This is a genomic window from Shewanella oncorhynchi (assembly GCF_030848765.1).
Classification (GTDB): domain Bacteria; phylum Pseudomonadota; class Gammaproteobacteria; order Enterobacterales; family Shewanellaceae; genus Shewanella; species Shewanella oncorhynchi.
The window spans coordinates 2383375-2405890 of sequence record NZ_CP132914.1 but is presented as its reverse complement, the minus strand read 5'-3'; the positions used below and the strand labels follow the sequence as shown (position 1 = coordinate 2405890).

The 22516-nt window shown below is 44.1% G+C and carries 17 protein-coding genes and 2 pseudogenes; 16 read left to right on the top strand and 3 right to left on the bottom strand.

Going from position 1 to position 22516, the window contains the following annotated elements; translation table 11 throughout:
* The first annotated feature begins 71 nt into the window (after positions 1-71).
* Positions 72-2609 (top strand): glycoside hydrolase family 15 protein, encoded by a 2538-nt coding sequence (locus RA178_RS10905; RefSeq protein WP_306685340.1) that lies wholly within the window; start codon positions 72-74, stop codon positions 2607-2609.
* 119 nt (positions 2610-2728) lie between these two features.
* On the opposite strand, the gene RA178_RS10900 is transcribed toward RA178_RS10905, so the two are convergent.
* Complete coding sequence (locus tag RA178_RS10900; protein WP_263138781.1) at positions 2729-3547, bottom strand: AraC family transcriptional regulator; 819 nt, start codon at positions 3545-3547, stop codon at positions 2729-2731.
* An 80-nt stretch (positions 3548-3627) separates the two neighbouring features.
* Between RA178_RS10900 and RA178_RS10895 the strand changes: the two genes are divergently transcribed.
* The 7 genes and pseudogenes from RA178_RS10895 to RA178_RS10865 all read left to right on the top strand — a co-directional run bounded on the left by RA178_RS10895 (position 3628) and on the right by RA178_RS10865 (position 12699).
* Positions 3628-5019 (top strand): SLC13 family permease, encoded by a 1392-nt coding sequence (locus RA178_RS10895; RefSeq protein WP_306685339.1) that lies wholly within the window; start codon positions 3628-3630, stop codon positions 5017-5019.
* A 216-nt stretch (positions 5020-5235) separates the two neighbouring features.
* A complete protein-coding gene (gene umuD, locus RA178_RS10890; protein WP_212601839.1) occupies positions 5236-5655 on the top strand; it encodes a translesion error-prone DNA polymerase V autoproteolytic subunit in 420 nt (139 codons plus the stop codon).
* Positions 5652-5891: pseudogene (locus RA178_RS10885) on the top strand (Y-family DNA polymerase); the annotation flags it as partial. The gene umuD and the pseudogene RA178_RS10885, both read left to right, overlap by 4 nt.
* A gap of 184 nt (positions 5892-6075) precedes the next feature.
* On the top strand, positions 6076-7485 hold the full coding sequence (locus RA178_RS10880; RefSeq protein ID WP_306685338.1) for a tyrosine-type recombinase/integrase: 1410 nt from the start codon (positions 6076-6078) through the stop codon (positions 7483-7485).
* A gap of 4 nt (positions 7486-7489) precedes the next feature.
* Positions 7490-9958, top strand: a complete 2469-nt coding sequence (locus tag RA178_RS10875) for a hypothetical protein (protein ID WP_306685337.1) — start codon at positions 7490-7492, stop codon at positions 9956-9958.
* Between the two features lie 11 nt (positions 9959-9969).
* The gene (locus RA178_RS10870) at positions 9970-12159 is read left to right on the top strand and encodes an integrase (RefSeq protein ID WP_306685336.1); all 2190 of its coding nucleotides are present in this window, start codon (positions 9970-9972) and stop codon (positions 12157-12159) included.
* 3 nt (positions 12160-12162) lie between these two features.
* Positions 12163-12699: a hypothetical protein gene (locus RA178_RS10865; protein ID WP_219250867.1), complete on the top strand. Its 537-nt coding sequence runs from the start codon at positions 12163-12165 to the stop codon at positions 12697-12699.
* Between the two features lie 284 nt (positions 12700-12983).
* Here the strand turns inward: RA178_RS10865 and RA178_RS10860 are convergent, their stop codons facing one another.
* Positions 12984-13721, bottom strand: a complete 738-nt coding sequence (locus tag RA178_RS10860; RefSeq protein WP_306685335.1) for a hypothetical protein — start codon at positions 13719-13721, stop codon at positions 12984-12986.
* Between the two features lie 835 nt (positions 13722-14556).
* Between RA178_RS10860 and RA178_RS10855 the strand changes: the two are divergent.
* The 6 genes and pseudogenes from RA178_RS10855 (at position 14557) to RA178_RS10830 (ending at position 18825) form a co-directional block, all read left to right on the top strand.
* Positions 14557-15419 (top strand): annotated as a pseudogene (locus tag RA178_RS10855) (tyrosine-type recombinase/integrase).
* Positions 15398-16516 carry an IS91 family transposase gene (locus tag RA178_RS10850; protein WP_306685334.1) on the top strand — a complete coding sequence of 373 codons (1119 nt, stop codon included), beginning with the start codon at positions 15398-15400 and terminating at the stop codon, positions 16514-16516. The pseudogene RA178_RS10855 and the gene RA178_RS10850 overlap by 22 nt, the downstream one beginning before the upstream one ends.
* 353 nt (positions 16517-16869) lie before the next feature.
* On the top strand, positions 16870-17292 hold the full coding sequence (locus RA178_RS10845) for a hypothetical protein (protein ID WP_306685333.1): 423 nt from the start codon (positions 16870-16872) through the stop codon (positions 17290-17292).
* A 68-nt stretch (positions 17293-17360) separates the two neighbouring features.
* The gene (locus RA178_RS10840; protein ID WP_306685332.1) at positions 17361-17888 is read left to right on the top strand and encodes a DUF6882 domain-containing protein; all 528 of its coding nucleotides are present in this window, start codon (positions 17361-17363) and stop codon (positions 17886-17888) included.
* Between the two features lie 95 nt (positions 17889-17983).
* Positions 17984-18460, top strand: a complete 477-nt coding sequence (locus RA178_RS10835) for a hypothetical protein (protein WP_306685331.1) — start codon at positions 17984-17986, stop codon at positions 18458-18460.
* 92 nt (positions 18461-18552) lie between these two features.
* The gene (locus RA178_RS10830) at positions 18553-18825 is read left to right on the top strand and encodes a hypothetical protein (RefSeq protein ID WP_219235952.1); all 273 of its coding nucleotides are present in this window, start codon (positions 18553-18555) and stop codon (positions 18823-18825) included.
* Positions 18826-19196: 371 nt separating this feature from the next.
* Here the strand turns inward: RA178_RS10830 and RA178_RS10825 are convergent, their stop codons facing one another.
* The gene (locus RA178_RS10825) at positions 19197-20351 is read right to left on the bottom strand and encodes an IS110 family RNA-guided transposase (protein WP_248993755.1); all 1155 of its coding nucleotides are present in this window, start codon (positions 20349-20351) and stop codon (positions 19197-19199) included.
* A gap of 133 nt (positions 20352-20484) precedes the next feature.
* On the opposite strand from RA178_RS10825, the gene RA178_RS10820 reads away from it, so the two are divergent.
* Both RA178_RS10820 and RA178_RS10815 read left to right on the top strand, forming a co-directional pair.
* Positions 20485-20943 (top strand): hypothetical protein, encoded by a 459-nt coding sequence (locus RA178_RS10820; protein ID WP_219235956.1) that lies wholly within the window; start codon positions 20485-20487, stop codon positions 20941-20943.
* Positions 20944-21310: 367 nt separating this feature from the next.
* Entirely contained in the window at positions 21311-22324 is a 1014-nt protein-coding gene (locus RA178_RS10815) for an IS110-like element ISShes7 family transposase (RefSeq protein ID WP_263166486.1), read from the top strand.
* The last annotated feature ends 192 nt before the right edge of the window (positions 22325-22516 follow it).

Sequence of the window (22516 nt, the reverse complement as noted above, 5' to 3'; positions counted from 1 at the left end):
TCACCGCAGCATGAAGCCTTTTTATCAATCCAATCACTATAAAAATATAACCATTATTTGGGGAGAACGAGATGGAATCGAGTCCTACGCCGCAGCAGGATCTGCACACCAGCCAAACCCGTCACGCGCAAACGTTAACAAGGCGCAGCCGCCTAGCGCTTGCCGTCGCCGCAAGCCTATTAGGAATAATAGGGTTAGCGGCCTGTTCACCCACATCGAATTCAGCAACAACTGCCACAAGTGTGAATGCCGCGCCAAGTGTGCAGCAGGTTGCGCCCGGCGCACCAGGTAAAGCGCCGACTTGGGCATTTTCGGGTAAAACTGGTATTGGGACGTCTTACGAGCCTTATACCCAAGGTCAATATCAAGATGCTAAGCAAAATCCCATTAGCCGCGTTTGGTTCTCCCTCGCCCAAGGTATTTTAACCGAAACCATGTATGGTCTTATCCATAATGCGCAGCTCAAAGAACTGCAATTTGTGGTCACAGGTAATGGCTTTGTCGATACCGAAAAAGAGAACACCATCAGCAGTATAGAATATTTAGATACAGATGCTAATGGTCGACCGCAATCCCTTGCCTATAAAATTATCAATAAAGATGTTGAAGGTAAGTATCAGATTGAAAAGCATATCTTTACCGATCCAGACCGCGACACTTTGATGATGCGTGTCACCTTTACCGCCTTTGAAGATGGCATTACACCGCATTTGTATGTCAATCCGCATATCGACAATGCGGGCGCCAATGATATCGGCCGCATCGACACTCATACAAAGAATCAGGCGCTGGTGGCCTATACCGCCGCCAAAGACAGTAGCGTAATGACGGTAAAATCCGATCTGAATTTTGTGCAGGCTACGACTGGCTTTGTCGGTGTTTCCGATGGCCTAGCCGATTTGGCCGATAACGGCAAACTCGATACGCCCTATCAAACAACCAGTGCGCAAGATAAATCGACCGTCGGCAATATCGCCTTTACCGCAAGCTACCCAACGCTCATCAAAGCCAAACCCGTCACCTTTAATCTCGCCATCGGTTTTGGTAAAGATGAACCCCAGAGTTTAGCCAATGCCGATGCCAGCTTAGCCGCAGGTTATGATGCTGTGCTCAGCAATTACAACACGGGCTGGCACGATTACTTAAGCTCACTGCCCGCCATCGCTAACATGGCCAACAACACGACCGATAACGGTAAGCTGCTGTATACCAGTGCTATGGTCTTGAAAGCGCAGGAAGATAAAACCTATGCGGGCGCACTTATCGCCTCGTTATCTAATCCTTGGGGCGATACGGTTTCGGCAGCCGTGCCGAGCACTGGCTATAAAGCAGTATGGCCGCGCGACTTTTACCAATGCGCCATGGCATTCCTCGCCATGGGTGACACGCAAACGCCCAAAGTGGCCTTCGAATACCTGAAAAAAGTGCAAGTGACCGAAAAGACGCCCGGCTTTACGGGTACGCCCGGTTGGTTCCTGCAAAAGACCCATGTGGATGGCCAAATTGAATGGGTCGGCGTGCAGCTCGATCAAACCGCCATGCCTATCATGCTCGGCTGGAAACTCTGGCAAGCGGGCGTACTCACCCCTGATGAGATCAGTCACTGGTATCAAGAGATGCTCAAAGGTGCAGCGGACTTTTTGATCAGCGGCGGTGACGTCAATCTGGATTGGAATCACACTCAAATCACCCCACCTAAAACTCAGCAAGAACGTTGGGAAGAACAAGCGGGTTACTCCCCCTCAACAACGGCTGCCGTGATCGCCGGTCTTGTTGCCGCGAGTGAAATTGCCAAAGAAGCTAAAGATATTACTTCAAGCGCCCGTTATCTTACCGCCGCCAAAGACTTAAGTAATAGTTTAGAAAAACACTTAGTCACCACCCAAGGGCTATTGAAAAACAGCGCAGATGTCAGCGCGCCTTACTATTTACGTTTAAGCCCGAATGGCGAGCCAAATACTCGCGATACACTGGCGGCAAATAACGGTAAGCAAGGTTTGGATCAACGTCAGATCCTCGATGGCGGATTTTTAGAACTAGTGCGTTATGGCGTGCGCGGTGCAACCGATAAGCTCATCAATCAAAGCCTTCAATTAATTGATAATACAGAGCTTGAGCACAACCTACGCCTTAAATACGAGTTTACCGCCAAAGATGGCAGCACTATCCCCGGCTTTAGACGTTATGGCAACGACGGTTACGGCGAGGATACGGTGACTGGCAAAAACTATGCGGAATCTGGCAGCAACAGCGCCGATCAACGCGGCCGAGTCTGGCCCTTCTTCACCGGCGAGCGTGGTCATTTTGAATTAGCACTCGCCCAAGCAAAAGGCGAGCTAACAGGCAATAACGCGCAGCAAACCAAGCAGCAGTTAATCAACACCTATGTGCAAGGCATGGAAACCTTTGCGAATGCGGGCATGATGTTACCCGAGCAAGCGTGGGACGGTGTCGGCGACGCCACTCGCTATCATTACCAACTCGGACAAGGCACCAACTCTGCCACACCGCTCGCCTGGACCCATGCAGAATACATCAAACTGGTGCGCTCAATGACCGATGGCCAAGTCTGGGATTATAACCCTATCGTCCCAGCGGCATTGAAATGACAAGTTGAAATAGCCAATTAAAATAGCGCATTAGCTTAAGACACTTTGATAAATTGCAGGCTAGAACAGCATCCTAGATATTGTTCTAGCTTTTTTATAGACGGTTTATGATGCCTGATTTAGCTCCCGCTTTTCATAGGTTTATGCTGCGGGTAATCTTGCGGCGTGCAACCAAATTGCATTTTAAAAGCGGCACTGAAACTGCTGACACTCAGATAACCTAAACTATGGGCCACCATAGTTGTGCTCTCCCCTTGGCTTAAGCTCTCAAGCGAATTTAACAAACGAAACCTTTGCCGCCATTGTCGATAAGTGAGCCCAGTTTCAGCTTTGAATAGTCGCTCAATCGTTCTCACACTCGCGCCGCCCATTTCGGCTAACTCGGTCAGTGAGTAACTCACTTTTGGACGTCGGATCAGCGTTTGGATCAAGCGGCTGAGTCTTGGATCTGAGCCAGCAGGTAAATGGGCATCCAGACTGTCCAGAGTTTGAAGCTCATCGATGGCAACCAAACCCAGCCGATGCAGTTGTCCACTGTCCATAAGATGTGAACTTTCACAAAGTTTAAGCACTAATTCGCGCATCAGCGCTGTCATAGTCACCATCACCACTTGTGTATCCTGTGGCCTAACGCCATAACTAGGGTCAATATAAATATTACGAGTGTGGGCGTGGGTTTCGCTGTTCACTTGATGGGGCAAATTACAGGGGATCCATACCGCATGGGTTGAGGGTACCACCCAGACGGCATTTTCACTGCGAACACGTAACAAGCCTTTGGCGGCCCAAAGTAGCTGCCCCCGCGGGTGCGAGTGAGGTTCGATGCCCGCTTCCGCCGCCATATTGCGAGTATGGGTCAGCACGGGCCGATTGGCATCTATGATAAACGCCGCATCACTGGGTGTTAACAATGTCGCCTTAGGAACATACTTTGACATATTACCTTCTTAAAACGCCAAACCAAGTCAGTTATCTTAGTAGGCATCTTTTACGTATTCAACCCAATAGGTCGGTAAACATGAAACGTTTTATTGGCGTTAAACAGCTAGCGTTTTTCAGTGCACTGTTGATCGCTACTTTACTTGCGCTTTTTCCGCTAAGTCAGCATCCCGCGGTGTTTTCCTACAGCGCAGGCGTAGTGTTAGTGACCTTGATGTTTTGGAGCACAGGTTTCTTCCCGCCCTTTATGGCGGGGTTAATCTTTTTTGCCCTTGCCACCATTTTTAAACTCATTGAGCCGAGTATACTTTTCTCCGGATTCGGCTCAACTGCGGTGTGGTTAATCATTTCGGGGTTTGTGATCGGCAGTGCCATCACTCAGTCTGGCTTAAGTCGCAGAATGGCCAGTTTGATTGCCCCCATACTGACCTCAAGTTATCCACGCTTGATTGCGGGTTTGGTCTTTAGTGCCGTGCTGCTTGGCTTTGTGATGCCCTCATCCGTTGGCCGTGCTGTAGTCATGGTGCCAATTGGTATGGCGTTAGCTGAGCAAGTCGGTTTTGCTCGTGGTAGCCATGGACGGATAGGCATTGCGACCGCCTTGGCACTGGCGTGCAACATGCCCAGTTTTGCCGTGTTGCCCGCGAATATTCCCAACATGATATTGGCAGGTTCCAGTGAGAATCTATTCAATATCCATTTTGGTTATACCGAGTATCTCTTATTGCATTTTCCAATCCTTGGTTTACTCAAATCGATATTGATTGTGGCGCTAGTTATCTTCCTATTTCCTGCAAAAATTGATAAAAATCAGCCTGAACGCGTTATTGAAAAAGAAGCTTATAACCTTGGTATGCAAAAGAAAGTTGCACTGTTACTGGCGATAACTTTGCTCTTTTGGGTGACTGACTCGCTGCACGGCATCAATCCCGCTTGGGTAGGATTAACAACGGCTATCTTGTTATTGCTCCCCAAATGGGGAGTACTTGAGCCTAAGAGTTTTAATAGTTCAGTGGATTTGTCGACCGTCATTTTTGTCGCGGCGGCCTTAGGTCTGGGAGCATTGGTCAATCATTCCGGGCTCGGCACTGCGCTAGGTCAATTGTTTAGTGAATGGTTACCATTGCAGCAAGGGGCATCGTTCCTGAATTTTATGTCGTTATCGTTAATCGCGACGCTAACAGGATTAGTGGCAACGGTTCCAGGCGTGCCGACTGTGTTATCCCCCATGGCAGCAGACTTTGCCAATGCAACTGGCTTCTCCACCCCTGCGGTATTAATGACGCAGGTGATCGGGTTTTCAACCGTGATTTTTCCTTATCAGGTGGCTCCTTTGATTTTGGCGATGCAATTATCCCAAGAGCCATTAACTAAACTACTTCGCATCACCTTACCTCTAGCGGCAATAACTCTAGTTGCACTCATGCCACTGGATTATTTATGGTGGCTATGGCTCGGTTGGATTAACTAAATTGCGTTAACTAAAGTGCGTTAACTGAATTAAATGGACGAAACGCTCACCCTTGGCGATATTCAAGCCGTCAAGGGTGCTTTAGAGCAGCCATCATCAATTGCTCAGCACTCGACAGCACTTGGGTCGATAACATAACTCTCCCCACATAAATTCTTTCGATAAGCTTCATAGTTAGACTATACTGTTTATATGTACAGTATATTGTGATTTATTATGATGCTTCTAGGCCGCTTCGCCAAACATACCCAATATCAGCTCTCGTTATTTAGCTCCTTGATTGCCGCAGGATTTCCGTCACCGGCCCAAGACTATGTAGAACAAACATTAGATCTCAATGAGTTATGCATCAAACATCCTGCCGCCACGTTTTTTGTCAAAGTCCAAGGGGATTCGATGATCGAAGCGGGGATTTTCTCCGGTGATATTTTGGTGGTGGATCGCTCACTACAGCCAGCCCACGGTGATACCGTTGTCGCAGCGGTGAACGGTGAGTTTACCGTAAAGCAATTACAGCTACGCCCTGTGGTGCAATTGCTACCACGTAATGCCTTATTCTCCCCGATCGCTATCAATGATGAGTCTGAGTTAAACATCTTTGGGGTAGTGACCAACGTGGTGAAAAAGCTCAAATGACGCCCTCACTATTCGCCCTCGTCGATTGCAATAATTTTTATGCCTCCTGTGAGCGGATGTTTAGGCCGGATTTGGTTGGTAAGCCGATTGTGGTGTTATCCAATAACGATGGCTGCGTCGTCGCCCGCTCCGTAGAGGCAAAACAACTTGGCATCAAAATGACGGTGCCTGTATATCAAATAGCAAACCAACTCCGCCAGCATCAGGTTGCGGTATTCTCCTCCAACTATGCACTTACAGTTGGGAATTTTTTTAGATGCCACATGTTGGAATTTTTCATGATAAATAAATTAGACGAAGAGAAGAGAGGTCGTTACAGTTTTACTGTTTGTCTGGATATCTTGAAAAAGTAGATGGATGAACGCGTACCCCTTGGGGCAAGGCTTATCAGTGTGAATAACGGATGATTTAGGTGTTAATATGATTGAGCAGAATAAGTCGTTTCCAGATGACTTCGGTTTTGACTACTGTCTTATATGGATTAATAGTGATAAATATCCCTCATTTATCAGTAAGCCACACCCTGACAGTGGCGAAATCATCCATGACGTTAGGGATAACTCAAAACCGTTTGCTCATGAACTTCCAATTTTAATAGACCTCGATGGCATCAATGTGGTGCCGGTTAATCTATATCTTCACTCTTTGTTGGCAGACCCTGATATATCCTCAGATAAAACAATTCAATCTCATGCAGTTGCGCTATTGAGCTTCTATCGGTGGCTGAATACGGAAATCCCCGAACATACTCACCCAAGGACAGGACTGTTGGTTGATAAAAAATGTCCGTTAACAATATATGACTGCACCGACAAGGTAGAGGAAAGTCCAATCGTGAGATATCGAGACTATTTACTGGAAAACCTTTATACCAGGGATGAAAATGGAAAAGTTGGTGGTTCTCCAAGTACAGCTTCTAACTATGTTTTGAAAGTTGTTAATTACTTCATCTTCCTTCATCGCCAGCGGATCATTTCAATCAGCAAAACCTTTCGACCATTTGAGTTTAAGGCAAAGACTGTTCGCATAAGCAGCAAAGGAAAGAGATCTCAGCATGAAATGCTCTCACATCTTAACCGCTATCACAGTAAGGAGATTACTGTATATACCACAGGTCTCACTAAACCATTTAAAAGCATCAAAAAACCTCAAGAAGCTGATCTCAGAGAACTTAATCCACTTCGTGAAGATGAAAAGCAAGAGCTTTATAAATACCTTGATGTTGGAAACTCGACTGATACTAAAGCTCTCATGCTGTACGTAAAGACTGAAACGGGATTGAGATTGGAGGAATTGATAACATTTCCAGCCTCTGTCGTGGACAAGCCAAAAGCTAAAGTAGTTAAAGTGCAAATTGGTGAGAACATTAACGGTTGTTTAACCAAATTTAAAAAAAACAGATCAATTGAAATCCCAGCTAAGGTTATGGAACTGCTGTACGAGTACAAATTGAGTAAGGCGAGAAAGAAGGCTATTCAAAACGGACTACTTCGCCATAACCACTTATTCGTAAAATCAAATGGCAATATCTATGCTCCAAACACCATTCAAAAGTATGTGGAAACTATCCGTAACGATTTAGCACACTGTGGGCTTGATATTTATTTTTTCTCTCATGATTTACGTGCCACTTTCGCAACCGACTGGCTGTACGGCAAACACATGGAAACAGCTAAGCCCTTCGAAGCCTTGTTACAGGAGTTGGCTGATTTGATGGGGCATGAAAGCACATCTACCACCCAAAAATACGTTAACTATATGAATGACAATAAAACATGGTTGGAATTCTCTCAGCGTAAAAATGAATTCGCACAACAATCGTTGAGGTGAGTACATGGCCAAAAGTCGATTAGCAGCATCAAGAAATCAAAATAAATTACCCACTCCGCCGATTACTAAGAATAATGTTACTTCATTAGATTTGAACGTTGATATATGGCCAGAAGGGAAGCTGAACAGCACAAAACACAATTTTCTTTATTGGTGTCATGAACAGTGTGATCCAAAAAAACCATTAGCTAAACCCTCTCGATTAGAAAAAATGCAAAAGCTAAAAAGATGGGTTGATCAAGAGAAGAAAAATGAAACCAATGCATGGTCTCTAGTGGTGAAATTAAGCGCCTTAAAGGCTTATATAGCATTTTGCGACATTAAGAAGTTCGCACCTTTTAGTCAGGCTGGATATCTTTCTTACGCTGGTAACTCTGGAGAGTTACGGCGCTTAGTTGATATTGCTAATGAGCCTAAAAAATATCAGTTTCAGTATCATAATGGCGAAGAGTTTGGTTTGTTGGAATATTCAGCTCTTCAAAAAAAGATGAATCTCGACTCGCTACTTCCAATACTTGGTTTTGATGTGTCAGACATGCAAGCCACGCTCAAGAGCTTTAATGGTGAGATTGTAGATTTTGCTACACAACCTTATACATCAAGAGAATGGTATGCACTAGTTAGACGCACTCAGCTTCTCTTTTTCTCTTTGGCAACTCAACTTATTGCATATAAAGAAGAAAATCCTGATTCTCCACCACCTCAACACCTCGATAATATTGTGGTTGAAAGAAAAGATAACCGTGACATCACGATTACACTTGGGAGAAAAAATTGTTCAGCGTTAGATGGCTTAGCGAGTCCTTTTAATCAATGTATGGCAGCAGCTTACACTCTGTTTGCCTATTACACTGCATTTAACGACTCAGTGATTAGACAAGTTCGCCACCCAATTAAATTTGTTACGCCAAATAAAGATGGTCGGACATCAAAATCTACTCAAGTCCGCGCTTATAAAGGCCGCGCTTCAAAAGATGTAAAAGCGTTATTTTCAGGCACTGAGGAAAACTCTCATCCCGAAGCCAAAGACGATGAAGCTGGGTTTATTGTCGCTGACATCAATAAGCGCGACTCTGTCGGAGAAGCTGACGGAATCACCTTTCTTCGAGCACTCGAACTCCTCTCGAAAACCTACAGCGAAGACCCTTATGACACTCTGATATATTTCCTCAATAGCGAAGGTGATAAAGGCAAAGTTGATGTATCTGGAGCTTCATTCCAATTATCAAAGAACCTAAATTTGCTTTCTGAGAGCAGAGCTGAGTTGATCGACCATCTAGTAAAAACCTATACCGACATTGTTGAAGATCAAAAGATGACCACGTTTAACAAGATTAAACGAGATGATGGTGTACACACGATGGAATCAAATGTCACCGATCTTAATAAGCAAGTTGTAACAATAAGAACAATGCCGATTGCTTACGCAGCGCTGTCATGTATGACAGATGTTTCACTGCGGAACGCGCTGATACCACTTAATTATTCAGAGAAAGATTTCGATGGAGCGATCACCGTTTCTTTCAAATACGCTGATGGCTCGTTAGGTGAGTTCATTATTGCAGCTAAATACAGACATTTTCTTCAATTGGTCGAACGCTATGCTGCGACCAGAAACCCTTTACCTAGAAAAAATTATGGTTTTGGTGGGGGGAGTTCAACAACCAGACTGCCTTACTTACTACCGCAGGGTGGTAAGCATGTTACTTATCAGTGGTCAGAGGGTGAGGTTCCGATTCGCAAAATTCTATTAAATTTATGTGGTATTGGTCGCGGTGATTACTTTCTAAATATTACAGCCAGTAGGATTCGTATTACTCATTCTAACTTAGAGTATAAAGCAGAAGAAAAAGGGTGGACAGCCCGAAAAATTTTGCAGCACAATATTGAAACAACGGAAAGACATTACCCCAACGGTCACCCTGTTTCAAACAACAGGCAAATGTCACAAGGGATGATGGGGTTAGTCTACATAGCCCAAGGTAAGAGCCGCAGTGAAGCTATAGAATCAGTTAAGAAAGAATTGGAAATTCCCATCTTAGAATACGATGTTTGGAAACAACGTAATGCTCCTACAAACCCCAATGGCATTAGCTGCGACGGGGAAATCGATTTGGTGTCCGAGAAAGATTGGCACTATACAGCACGCAAGTTCGCAGAAAAAAAAGGGATTATTGAAGAGGGTCAAGATATTACCTGCTATCAATACGATCTTTGTGTCTTTTGCAGAAGTGCCAAACTCGTTGATGATCCCTACGCTATTTATAAACTATTGAGCTTTCTCGATGCGTTAAGTGAAGCTATTGACCAATACCCAGAACGCGCTTCGGTAATTCAATTAAAGATAAATCGCTTTCAAGCTAACCTTGACGGCCTCCCATTAGAAACCATTGAACAAGCTGAGTATTTGCTCGAAGAAAAAGGGCGTTATCCACTTTTCAACTCGTTATCTTCCATTTCCCAATTTCTATAAGGACTATATCTATGCTGTCTTTTGAAAACTCACAAGATATGGATTCAACCTTAGATACCATGCGTTCGATTGGTGATAGAGGCGACTATTTACAACAGGAACTTCTCCCTGCACTACTGCGAGGCGATTGGGAAGAGTTAGATAAAATGGTGGTCTATCAAGATCAAAAAAAAACCATCTTGTTTGGCGAGGATATATGGGCGTTTAGATATTCTGACTACAAAGGGAGTGGGATCGCGAACTTGATTTTTAACATTGAGCCAAAGCAAGAAGAAAATGTCATTGTACTTCATCAAAAAGGGCGTCACATGCTTAATCAAATGAAGTGCGTAGCATTAGCAGAGATGTGGTTTTCTGTTAAACATACAGAACTGGCTTCAATTAATAATAAAAAAAACTCTCTTCGAAAGGATATTGCTCAGCTAATCAAACGTGGCATCAATTCGTTTGAGGAATTGAATCAAGGATATTTAGAAATTTTGGTTTCTGAGGGATGGTATGATATTTCTAGAAGCTATTGTTTTATAGGGCTGAATAACCTTGTCCACTTGAAAGGGCTGCTGCCTTTCAAGGTCAACTTTTCACATCAAACCCATAAGATACATAACGTGAGTTCTGATGCGCAAAACGGAAAAGTGGTGATTCCCCCACGAATCTATTTTGCGGCATTAAAAGAGTACAGTGAAGACATCGTAAAAGCTTACGGGTTAAGAGATGAAATAGAACAAGCTGTTGAGCAGATGATTTCGCTTTATGAGAATGAATTAGAAAGAAAAATCCTGAGGATTAGAAAAGGCTATGGCCATAAACCTAGTGACAGCTACGTAAAATCATGGGAACAATTTACGCAGGCGCTCAACAAAAATGGAATAACCTTAGTGGATAAAGGTGAGGATCCTCGGTGGATGCAAATATTCACATCTATTCAACCCCGCATTCAAATAAGCGGAGAACGTCTTAGAAGCTTCAGAGCACACATTGGCAACACTTGTTATGGCTGGGGTGATTTTAGGCGATATTTGAGGAGCCTAAATACAGAATCCTCATGGCTTTGTCTGACATTGTCTGGAATGCGCGTAGACGAGCTGTACAAAATAAGCCCTGTTTACGGTGCACAAAGAATGACTTTCAATAAAAATGGCTGTGAGTCGGAAACTGGCAAGGAAACCATTTACTTTTTAACTACACGCCAATCAAAGATTACGCTCAGTAGCCAAACCAAAAATGACACGTTTGTAACCACGCAAGCTGGCTGGAAAGCATTCCATATGCTGAATGCAATTAATACGCCCTATCGCAAAAGATTTGAAAAGAAATATAATCATCGAATGTTTGCAAACTTAAAGGACATCGCTTTTCCCAACCCTATAGGAAAGAGCGCATTGCACACTGTAATTAATACGACGTTTAACCGCGATAAATTTGATTTTACACTTACAGCCGAAGATATGGCGTATTTACAGACCTCAGACCCAGCCCAAACATCTTTTAATCAGGGCGATAAATTTCACTTCTCTCCACATCAGACACGGCGCACTCTCGCATACTACCTAATTGGATATGAGCTGTGTTCTTTCCCTGCCTTGAAGCAGCAATTTTCGCATTTGTCGATGGCGATGACGCGATGGTATGCCCGAAATGCCTATTCATTTGAAAAACTATACAGCGAAATACAAAAAGAACGTGTCACACAACAAGCTGAGATATTTGCTCGCATATATCAAAAAATGGCGAATGGTAAGCGTATCGCAGGTGGTAAAGGTCAAGCAGCAGTTGCTGAAATTAGTCGCCAAGGTGAAAGTTATTTTGAAGATGGATTAAGCAAACGCAAGCTATCAATTGACTACTGGATAGATCGATTGACCAACGGAAAAGAACACTTACATGCTATTGCTCCTGGGATGTATTGTACTAACACTCAATGCTCAATGCGTATCAATATTGATTTAAGTGAATGTGTAGACTGCGAATATGATTTTATTGAAAACGCTGTTTATGCCGAATCCTCCCGCATGGACGCAATGCGCAACATTGAGTTTTTAAAAGAAAACAATGAATTAAATTCCAGTTCTGCAACCAAATACCTGATGCAGGTAAAAGCTGCGGAAGCGATCATGGATGACCTAGGGTTTAAATATGAAAAGTATGAAATTGCAGAAGATGTGCTGAATTTGGTTATCGACACGACAATGGAGGCGTAAGGCATGGCAGACAAGTCTGGATTAAGCTCCACAGAAAGGCAGCTAAGAGACGCATTGGCGCGACTTGTTGATCAAAAGCCGATTAACAAAGAGTTGAAACAAAAGCTTAAAGCTAACAAGCTTAAAATTGTTGTTTCTAATGTTGAAAAAGAAGCAGGGTTATCAAATGGATCGGCCAGGCGCTATCCAGAAATAAAAGCGCTGATCGAAAGTGCTGAAGCAACGCGTATTCATGGTGCAAGCAATGTGTCCGATAATGTGGTTCGCGGTCACCCTCTCCACATAAAGGCTAAGGGAGACTTAGACAAAGCCAAACAAGAAATCAAAAAGCTCAATGAAGAAATTGAAAAGAAAGAACAAAAGCTTGGAGATTATAAAAAACGCTTAAAGTCTCAAGCTGTGAGAATGCACGAAGTGACCGTTGCAATGTGGAAACATATACCTGAAGAATGCAAGCATATTGAGTTAATGATCGATATGGAAAAAACGGGGGCAACAAGCAACGTTCTAGAATTCAAAAAGAGAGAAGAATTTGATTAGCTATGAGGCCTATTTTCTTGGTTGAATTGTACTAATCTGGACTCAGCTCGCCAAATTCAAATCACGATGCAACCGATCCGAAAGGTTGCTCAGGCTCTCTTCTGACGCATTCATTGTTTCGCATAACTTAACTAGTTTTGCTTAGTACTGCCTTGTTGACCTAATTTTTGTAATGCTAGAAAGTGTCTACAATATCAGTGGCGATTCAGTATTGCTTCGCCACTTCACATGTCTCATCCATATCAAATGCTGGCCGGGTTCAACAGTTCATGTAGTTATACAGGCTATTTGTTAGCTGAGTATCGATTCCTGATCGTTCTGATAGTATCACCAAGGATGAGTTTATCTTCAGGAAAATCTAAAACTACATTGATAATGTCTGCCATTGCTTGATTACTGAATCTAAATCCGATAGGCAGCTGATTTAGTTCATCAAATTGGGCGTCAAACGCAAGAACAAAATCTTTATGGTCTGACGATCTTCCATCTAGTACTGCATCAGGGATTTCAACATGTTGTGGTATTGGTTGAAGACCTTCAAATTCACCAATGGCTTCTACGACCTCAGCCCGTGAAGGCCAGTATTTAAGATCATATTGGTACGCCAGACTTTTAAGCTCATTTTTAACGTAAGCTCCGAAAAGATAGTTATGCTCTCCGCCTTGCACCAACGAATCGACTGCTGTTTGATAATCATGCCGGCGAAAACCAGATAACTCATACAATTCACTCTGGCGTCTTAGCATACCGGCCAGACAACATGAAAGCTCTGAGATATCTTCTTGTAATTTGAGTAGCTCACGCCTATTGGTTCTAGCTTGGATAAACTCTTCCTTCGCAAAATCACCGCTCATCCAGATATGTTCCAATGTCAACCAAACAGCTTCAGCATTTGGCCTTTCTGATTCATAAAGGATAGCTAGTTTGTCAGCGTAGCCAAACTGATTGATTAGCTCGTTGAATACCCTTTCAAGGTTTGATGCCTGGTCAATCATCCGTTGCATAAGTGGCCAGCGGCTCATCCAAATCTTTTTCTCTCGGTTATCTTCAAGTTCCCTTTCTATAAAGGCTACGCAAAGTCAGTTGGTGAGTTTGTAGGTAATTTCGTCACGATAAGCACCTTTTGTTTCTGTATTTTCGTACTAAGATATCGCTTAGTAAAACGAATTACCGTGTCTCAAAATTTTTATTTTTTGGCCTTCAGACACGCACGCCTTCTGTTATGCCGTGAAACTAATCAAAGATCAACCAACCGATAAGCCTGAACAAACTTACAAGGTTTGATCTCTTGTTGTGAGAGAGTAATCAGTTTGATACTAAGTATTAAAGTTTCATACTGAAATGGCAGCGATCACATAGGTACTCTGCCTTTTCTAAAACGTTTATGCCCCAAAGCTTGCTAGCATTCATTTAGTGAGTCGAAAACGGACGAATAAATTGCCCTACAAAATCTCATCTATTTAACGAATGTTTGGCCCTACCGTAAAGCGACTAACAATGTATGGGTACAGTCGTATTTAAATTTAGATGCTTTTGAGTGTTTTTAAGCTCATTTTTTTACGCGTTTATCCAGCATGAAATTAACAAAACCCTTTAAAATCATTTGTATATATTTTTCCAAAATTAGTTAATAGGTTTGGAAAACGCGCATGCGCGTTTTTCCGGATGCTGTATTTGATAAAAAACTGATAAGTTCTTTGCATACAGGTAGTTAACTGTGCGCGTTTTCACTGGTCTAATGAGGTAAACGCGCATGCGCACTAATAAAATGTTGAACTAAGCCGCTGCGCGGAGCCCAAAGCGAACCACTGTTCCACACTTACTCCTAGGGATAATCCCTCACCTAGGAGGTCTACCATGTCATCACTTCTGCAACAATTCCATGATGAGATCAGTTTACGTGGTTACTCGGCCCGTACGCGTAACGCTTATTTGTATGCCATCACCCAACTGCAGCACTATGCAAACCAACCGTTCGATAACATTACGGATGAGCAGCTTACGGCTTATTTCCGTTACTTAAATCTTGAGCGGCATCATTCCAGGGCCACCTTAAAGTTACAGCTTAATGGCATTCATTTTTTCTATGAACATGTCCTAAAGCGTGACTTTACGATTCAGCTGAGTTTACCGAAACGTCCGCACAAGCTGCCGCAATTGCTTAGCTGCCAAGATATCGCGGCATTGCTGTGTCACTGTCAAAACCTGAAACAACGCGCTATGTTGGCGCTGTGTTATGGTTGTGGTTTGCGTGTCAGTGAGTTAACCCATATTAAGGTTGCTGATATCGATGGGCAGCGGCAGTTGCTCAAAGTGTGTCAAGGCAAGGGTGCCTGCGACCGCTGGGTGATACTCTCACCGACTTTACTCACCCTGTTGCGTCAGTATTGGCAAGCGTATCATCCCGTCGAATGGTTGTTTGCCTCGACCTATCATGATGTGGTTTATCCGCTGCATGAGTCGACCTTTCGTAAAGCGTTAGCGAAGGCGGCCCGCTTAGCGAGTATCACTAAGCCATGCAGTCCACACAGCCTAAGGCATGCTTATGCGACCCATCAATTACAAGCGGGTATGCCACTTCATCAATTACAGGCTCAACTTGGTCATCACAGTATTAAATCCACCGAGCGCTACTTGCATTGGTCGCCGGAATTGGGTCATCAAGGCTGTGACTTGCTAGCAAGTCTTGGGGGATGCCATGGCAACCTCCTACCATGTAAGCGATATCCTTCATCAGCACTTAGCCCACTATCAACAGCAGCATAAACTGACCGAACAACAAGCCTTAGTCTGCCAGCATATTCAACAGTGTCGCACGCAAGCCTTGGGCATACAGCAATGGCGTTGTGATACTTGTCACTATGAGCAGCAGCTGTTTTGCTCCTGTGGTGACCGGCATTGCCCTCGTTGTCAGGGAAGGCAGACGCAAGCGTGGATTGCTGCGCAGCAGGCGCAAGTCTTGCCTTGTCGCTATTTCCATTTGGTCTTTACCTTACCCCACGAGTTGAATATCTTGGCGCACTACGCTGCCAAGCCGTTATACAGCGCCCTGTTTGAGTCTGTGTGGCAGACGCTTGCGCAGTTTGGCATGAAACGGAAACACCTTCAGGGGCAATTGGGTTGCACTATGGTGCTGCACACGTGGGGGCAAACCTTGAGTCAACATATCCACTTGCATTGCTTAATTCCAGGCGGGGTGGTGACGTCAGCGGGAGATTGGCATGGCGTAAAAACGGATTATCTGTTTCCGGTTAAAGCCTTGTCCACCGTGTATCGGGCAAAGTTATTACGGGCGCTGCGACAACATGAGCTGGCTATCCCTGCGGCTGACACCTTAATGGCAAAACCGTGGTGTATTTACAGCAAAGCGTGTCTGAGCCGCGCCGAAACCGTGGTGGAATATCTCGGGCGTTATACCCGTAAAGGCATGCTGCATGAATCAAGAATTGCCGACGTGACCGCAGAGCATGTCCGTTTTCACTACAAGGACTATCGTGACGGTCAGCAGCATAAGCAAATGCGGCTAAGTTGTGATGAGTTTATCCGCCGTTACTTATTGCATGTATTGCCCAAAGGGCTGATGCGAGTGAGACATTTTGGTTTTCTCGCCAATGCTTGCCGCCGCAAAAAGCTCGCGCTTATCCAGCGGCAATTACGTAAGCCGCAGGTGGTATTGGCGAGTCCTTTAGTTAAGAAGGACTGTTGGTGGTCATGTCCGCAATGCCAGTTAGGTCATTTGCAGTTTATTGGGCTGTTAAGGCCGCAGGGATTAGTGATGATTAACAACCAAAGTCAGCCAGTACGTCTGTCAGGATAACCACTCCCTCAAGATGTAGCGTAATGACCGACAGCGAAAAGCAGCCAGCCTTATGGGCGCAAGCCGATGAGGGGATAGGGTGTGAGTGTCAGCCTGAATCTGGAGCCAAAATACTGTCAACCAAGGTCAAAAATCAGTCGAAAGTGAGCGTAAAAGAATGAGAAAGCTAAAACGATATCAAGTGATTACCCATCAAACTGTATAAAAAACCGCTACCGCAAAAAAGCAAATTCCTATAGCATCATTCATACCCATTTACACGGATGTGGCAGCGGCCAAGTCCAACAAGCGATTTATGCCCTGCAAACAGCGCAGCGCATAAATACTAAGACGTTAGCTATACAGGAAGTCACATGAGCGATCCTCAAAAAATTTGGGAAGAATACTACGCCCGAATTAAAAGTAGAAAAATAGACGAAGCGATCCAGCTTTGGAATGATGTTAAACGCTCTGGAGCAAACGACGAAACTGTCTTTGCTATGGATTTTTCTCACTTTTGCGATGTTCCATCCAAGTTAAATGATTTAGCTGAACAATTGAGTGAAAACTATGAAATTGAGCTTGGCGATGTTGATGAAAAAGGGTATCAAACTTTAATTGGTACAACTCGACCTTACGGCAATGAATTGAGTGAAACAGACTTTATAAACTGGGTCGAATTTATGTGTGATGTAGCACAATCATACAGTTGTGTATTTTCAGAATTTTCATTAGAAAGTCCAGAGCTTGGCTTAGTATGGTCAAATACAGAGTTTGAATCAGAAAAGTATAGCTAACAAGTTACTCAAAAGGACGCTAAACGCTTGGCTTGCGCTCCTTCGTCGCTAATTTTAGCCAAGCATTTATGCGCCCATTAGTAATGGCGTTATGTCTCTGGGAGTTGATGGTGTTTGGCCTATTTAAAAAAAAGATGAACGTCGAAGAATTTATCTCGGGTAGCGTCGAAGGCCTGAGGATGACCACTGATGCTCACAGAGCAACGTGGCACCTAGGCGAAGAGAAATCCTGGAACGTAGATCAGGACAGCGGACAAATCATCTTTTCGTTTGAAGATGGCACTATTGCAGAATCACCAGTCCAAATTATTGGTACCTTCAATTCCAATGATGACACGTTCATGTGGGGCTGGGACCACCCTTCAATATTGCCTACACTTCAAGCCAACGCATTGCGGGTAAAGCAATTTGGCGAAGAGCATGGTTCAAAGGAACTAACGACTCAAAAGGTTACCTGCACAGAGATGAGAGCGTGGGAATATACTGCACTGGCTATGCGCCTTGCTGAAGCAAACGGCGCATATTGTGCTGAGGCCGCTCCAGGCACTTTCGTGTTTATGAATTTTGGAGAGGTACACCTTGCCAAAGAAACATAACCAGTGCAGGCACGGCGACGCCAATTACATTGCGCCTTCGGCTCCATTCCATGGGCGCGCATGCTGCAAGCGTTAGGAGTCGCCAGGACATAATCATGGACCATTACCGCCCGGACAAAAACATTTGGGATCACCATGACTTCAAAATCATGGGTTGGCATGACGCCACAATTTGGTCAATGGTGGCAAATACTGAGTCCTTCGAGTTTCTGATTGACCTTGATTACATATTCAAATGGGTTGATCCAGGCCCCGGCGAAACCTATTACAAGTTCTGGGTTGCACCAGTAACAATGGTCTTTGAAAATGCTTTTGACGTAAGAGTGGATATCCAATCATCTCAAGGAGATATGGAGATTTCGGCTCTGCATTGCACAGAGCTGGGCCCCTCTCCAAATGGGAAGTTTACTCAGTACAAATTTTGCTTTGAATGCCAGGAAGGAGAAGTATCTTTGCAAGCAACGGGGTACAAAATGTATATCCGTCAGAGTCCGACCCTTCTCGATCGACAATCTCTAGGGTTCCTGAGCAGAGGCGGTGTCAGTTTTGATCGCAGTGTCAGCAACTCCTAACAACTGGTTCAAACCGTTCGCTTCGCTCACTGGGACGGGCTAAAGCCCGCCCCTTAACCATACGTTAACTGTACGAAAGTATCGAGTTGGTAATGTCGAATAAAACCGTATTAGAAAGACTTTTAAACGAAATAGAGAAGTACGATAAAAATCGTAATGATCGTGATGCTTTTGCACAAATAGTTTATGAGTCAATCGAAGCCCTGGAGGGGATACCCTATTCAGTTCAGCAGCAAGGTAGGGATTGGCAGTACAAAATTGAAACTGAGGAATACTTCGACAAAGAGGGCTTTGAGTCTGAAATCAATGAGGTAATCCCAAAACTTAAAGCGTGGGTCGATGAGCTTATTCAATCCCACAGTTAACAAGGCCAGCCAGAGGGACTGCCAAACCGCGACGCGCTTTGTCTGCCCCTGCTGGCGGCGTTGGTATGACTCCCCACGTCAAGTAGAGCACACAAATATCGGCCTAATTATTTAAGCCTTATTTTTACGTTACTCAAAAGTATTGAGTTAACGCAGTAGATGAAGCAAGTAACTTCGTCGGTTGTCATGCTGATATCCGTGGATTACTTATCTTTCGACAAGCAGCGCCTACCTTACTTTATCCGCCGTGGCACCTGTCTTCAGTCTATGTACGTGGTTCAATACAGGGTTAGCCGTATTGCCATCCTAACGCCGTCGGTGGTTGTGCCACATCCGCTGCCTCACCAGCTGCATTAACTCAAAAATTAAACTCATGCAGGCACCCTCGCTAAACGCAACTTGGGATTGATCTGCACTAATACAATTTCCCTCGCAATCGCCCAAATATAAGCAATCATTTCTCTCGCTATGGCAGTCACAACCACATTATAGTGTTTACCTTTTTGCATTAGCCGTTGATATCGACGGCAAAGCCGAAGTTGTGCTTGCCATGCCATATCAACAACTTGCTTCGGCAAACCTTCTTGTCTTAGCTGAAGGTCTGTAGAGATATTGGCGGGATAGCGATAGGTGTGCGCTCCCTCCACGAGTAATCGCCTAGCCCGAGTATTGCCGCACTTGGTTATTGCTCCGAGATGACGTTTGCCGCCACTAGAGTGTTCAGCGGGGACGAGTCCTAAATAACTCATTAATTTTCTGGGATGATCAAAGCGTGTTAAGTCGCCTAATTCTGCAATTACACCCGTTGCAACCAAGAGCCGCACACCTCTTAGCGCTTGAATGGCTTTGACAACGGGATAATAGCGCCAATTTCTCACATGATGCTCAAGTTCATTGTCTAATCGTTTTAGCCTTGCAATCCGTTCCGTGACAGTCTGTAGATATTCCTGCAAGACAATCTGCTGACTGGGATGGGGTAATATCAGTTCGGTCAGCCAACGTAAATGCTGTAGTGACCAATTGGCCGTACCTTTGTAGTTGATATTATTTCGAAGGAGTAACGCTTTAAGTTGGTATTTGGCATCCTTTAAATCCTTCATGGCAGTTTCCCTTGCACGGGAAAGGTCACGAATGGCTTCGTCTTCAGGCTCAGGCACATAGATGGGTGTGAGATCTTCAGATTTAAGTAGCTTAGCGAGTTTAAGCGCATCACGTTTATCAGTTTTGACTTTTTCACCAGGCTTTTTGGGAATGAGAGAGGGAGCTATAACGTAGCAACAGTGGCCTAAGCTAGTGAGGAGACGATAGATCCAATAGCCACAAGGGCCTGCTTCGTAGACAAAGTGCAGTGTTGCATCTGGATACTTGGATTGAAATTGTTTTGCTAATTTAGTGATGGATGCTTTTGCACTAGAAACGCGGCCATAATGTACCGATTGTGCACCATAATGGTCTTCGATATAGGCGACTTCGACGAATTCTTTATGAGTATCTAAGCCAATGAAAAGTATGTTATGTTTTATCATGCTGATCTCCAATTTTTAGTTTCTTTGACAAAACTATTATGGCTCTGGCTTTAAGCTAATCCACGATTGATTGGAGATCAGCATCTTTGTGGGGAGTCATTATGTCTATGCGTACTGATGAGGAGTCTTCTACATGGAACATAATTTTGAGAAGTTAAAAGAGCATATATTGCCTTTGTCCAATTCAACTGACTTTCATCATGCAAAAAACGAGTGGAAACTTGTTGGTGTTGAAATAAATGAAGACTGGGATAATTGTCCCTGTGGGCAATCGATTAAAGAGCTTTGTTATATTGAAAACCAACTCAACAATCAAAAGACTTACGTTGGTAATGTTTGTATTAACAAATTTATTGGCATTGATACTGGTAACTTATTTGCTGGACTAAAACGAATAGCTAAAAATGACTCAGCTAACGCAAATGAAGATCTAATAATCCATGCTTATAAACTAGGTTATATATTTGAAAATGAATATAGCTTTCTTATGGACACAAAAAACAAACGAAAATTGTCAGAGAAACAACTCGCTTGGAAACAAAAAATAAACAATCGAATTACAAGCCAAACCGTAGTTCGAGCAAAAGTGTAAACACGCATAGCAAGGCGTTTAAACAGAACTAAAACAGTGGGTTACGTTTCGCTTCGCTACACGTTATAACCCACAGTTTTAGTCCGCTTAACGCGGCGTTACCCATAGAAATCTTAATCCGAAACTCAAAAATTAGAGTTGGGAATCTAACACGCATTTGTCCAAAAGCGTGCTGCGTAACGCTTTTAAATCTACAGATTACGCGAATGCTCGAAAGGTGTGCCATGGTGATTGGCAAGACGACCGTCCGCCCCATGGACGGGGCGGTCGAGCATCCAAGGATGATGGGATGGACACCTCTTGTGAAGTAGGCGTCATTTACGCCATATTGAATTTGCACGTTCAATAACAACAAAAGGTGTCCAAAATGAAAGTTACACTAATAGGAATTGATCTCGCAAAAAATATCTTCCAAGTATGTGGAGTTAATCAAGCAGGCAAGAGTGTTTTTAACCGTTCGATTAAACGTGCTCAGCTCCTGACTTTTCTGCGTACTTACCCTGATGCCACTATTGCTATGGAAGCCTGCAGTGGCTCTAACTATTGGGGCAGAGAGTTACTTTCTCTCGGGCATGACGTCAAACTGATCCCGCCTCAGCATGTTAAGCCATTTGTCAAAGGCAATAAGAACGATCGCAATGATGCCTTCGCTATCTGTGAGGCAGCGCAGAGACCGAACCTGATTTTCGTCCAGCCGAGAACCTTAGCGCAGGTTGATATCATCATTACCCACAGAATTCGCGAGCGCCGGATCAGAATACGCACTGCACTAACCAATCAAATCAGAGGCTTACTAAGTGAATATGGAATAGCCCTCCCTAAAGGACGTAATCCATTGAATCTTTTGCTGCCGGAATTACTTGAGGATGCCAGTAATCAACTCACTACGATTGCACGCCAATACATGCGTGAGCTGATGGAAGAGTTGCGTGCGATCAACGTTGCAATAGGTTCGCTGGAAAAAGACATCAAACTGCAGGCAAGAACGCACCCAGATGCCAAGCGACTGATGGGTATAAGAGGCGTTGCAGAAATCATTGCCACTGCCGCGGTGTCATTTGCCGGAGATGGCTCTGGCTATCATGGTGCTCGGCATTTTTCTGCAAATTTAGGACTGGTTCCTAAAGAGTTTTCCAGTGGGGGAAAACAAAAATTGGGCGGCATAACCAAACGAGGTAACAGCTATCTGCGGCGGCAACTGATCCAGGGAGCTTGGTCGATTATTCGTTATGCAAGTAAGAGTAATGACAGGATCTCCGTATGGGCCTTAAAGGTGATTGAGCGGCGAGGTAAACAGAAAGCGGCAGTAGCAATTGCAAACAAATTGGCACGGATCATCTGGGCTATGCTGTTTCATCGCAGCGAATATCGGCCTTGTTAATATGTAAAAATCGAGTATTAAACTCACCTCAAAACACGACTACAGATAATGAAGTAACAGGTAATACCGGCCTTTGCAGATGCTGAGAGAGTACACTCCGAAAGGACGATAAGCAGCAAAGGCGCGGTTCTCATTAAGGCCAGAGAACAAAGATTCTCACAAACAGGTCGGATATACGTACGCAGTATTACT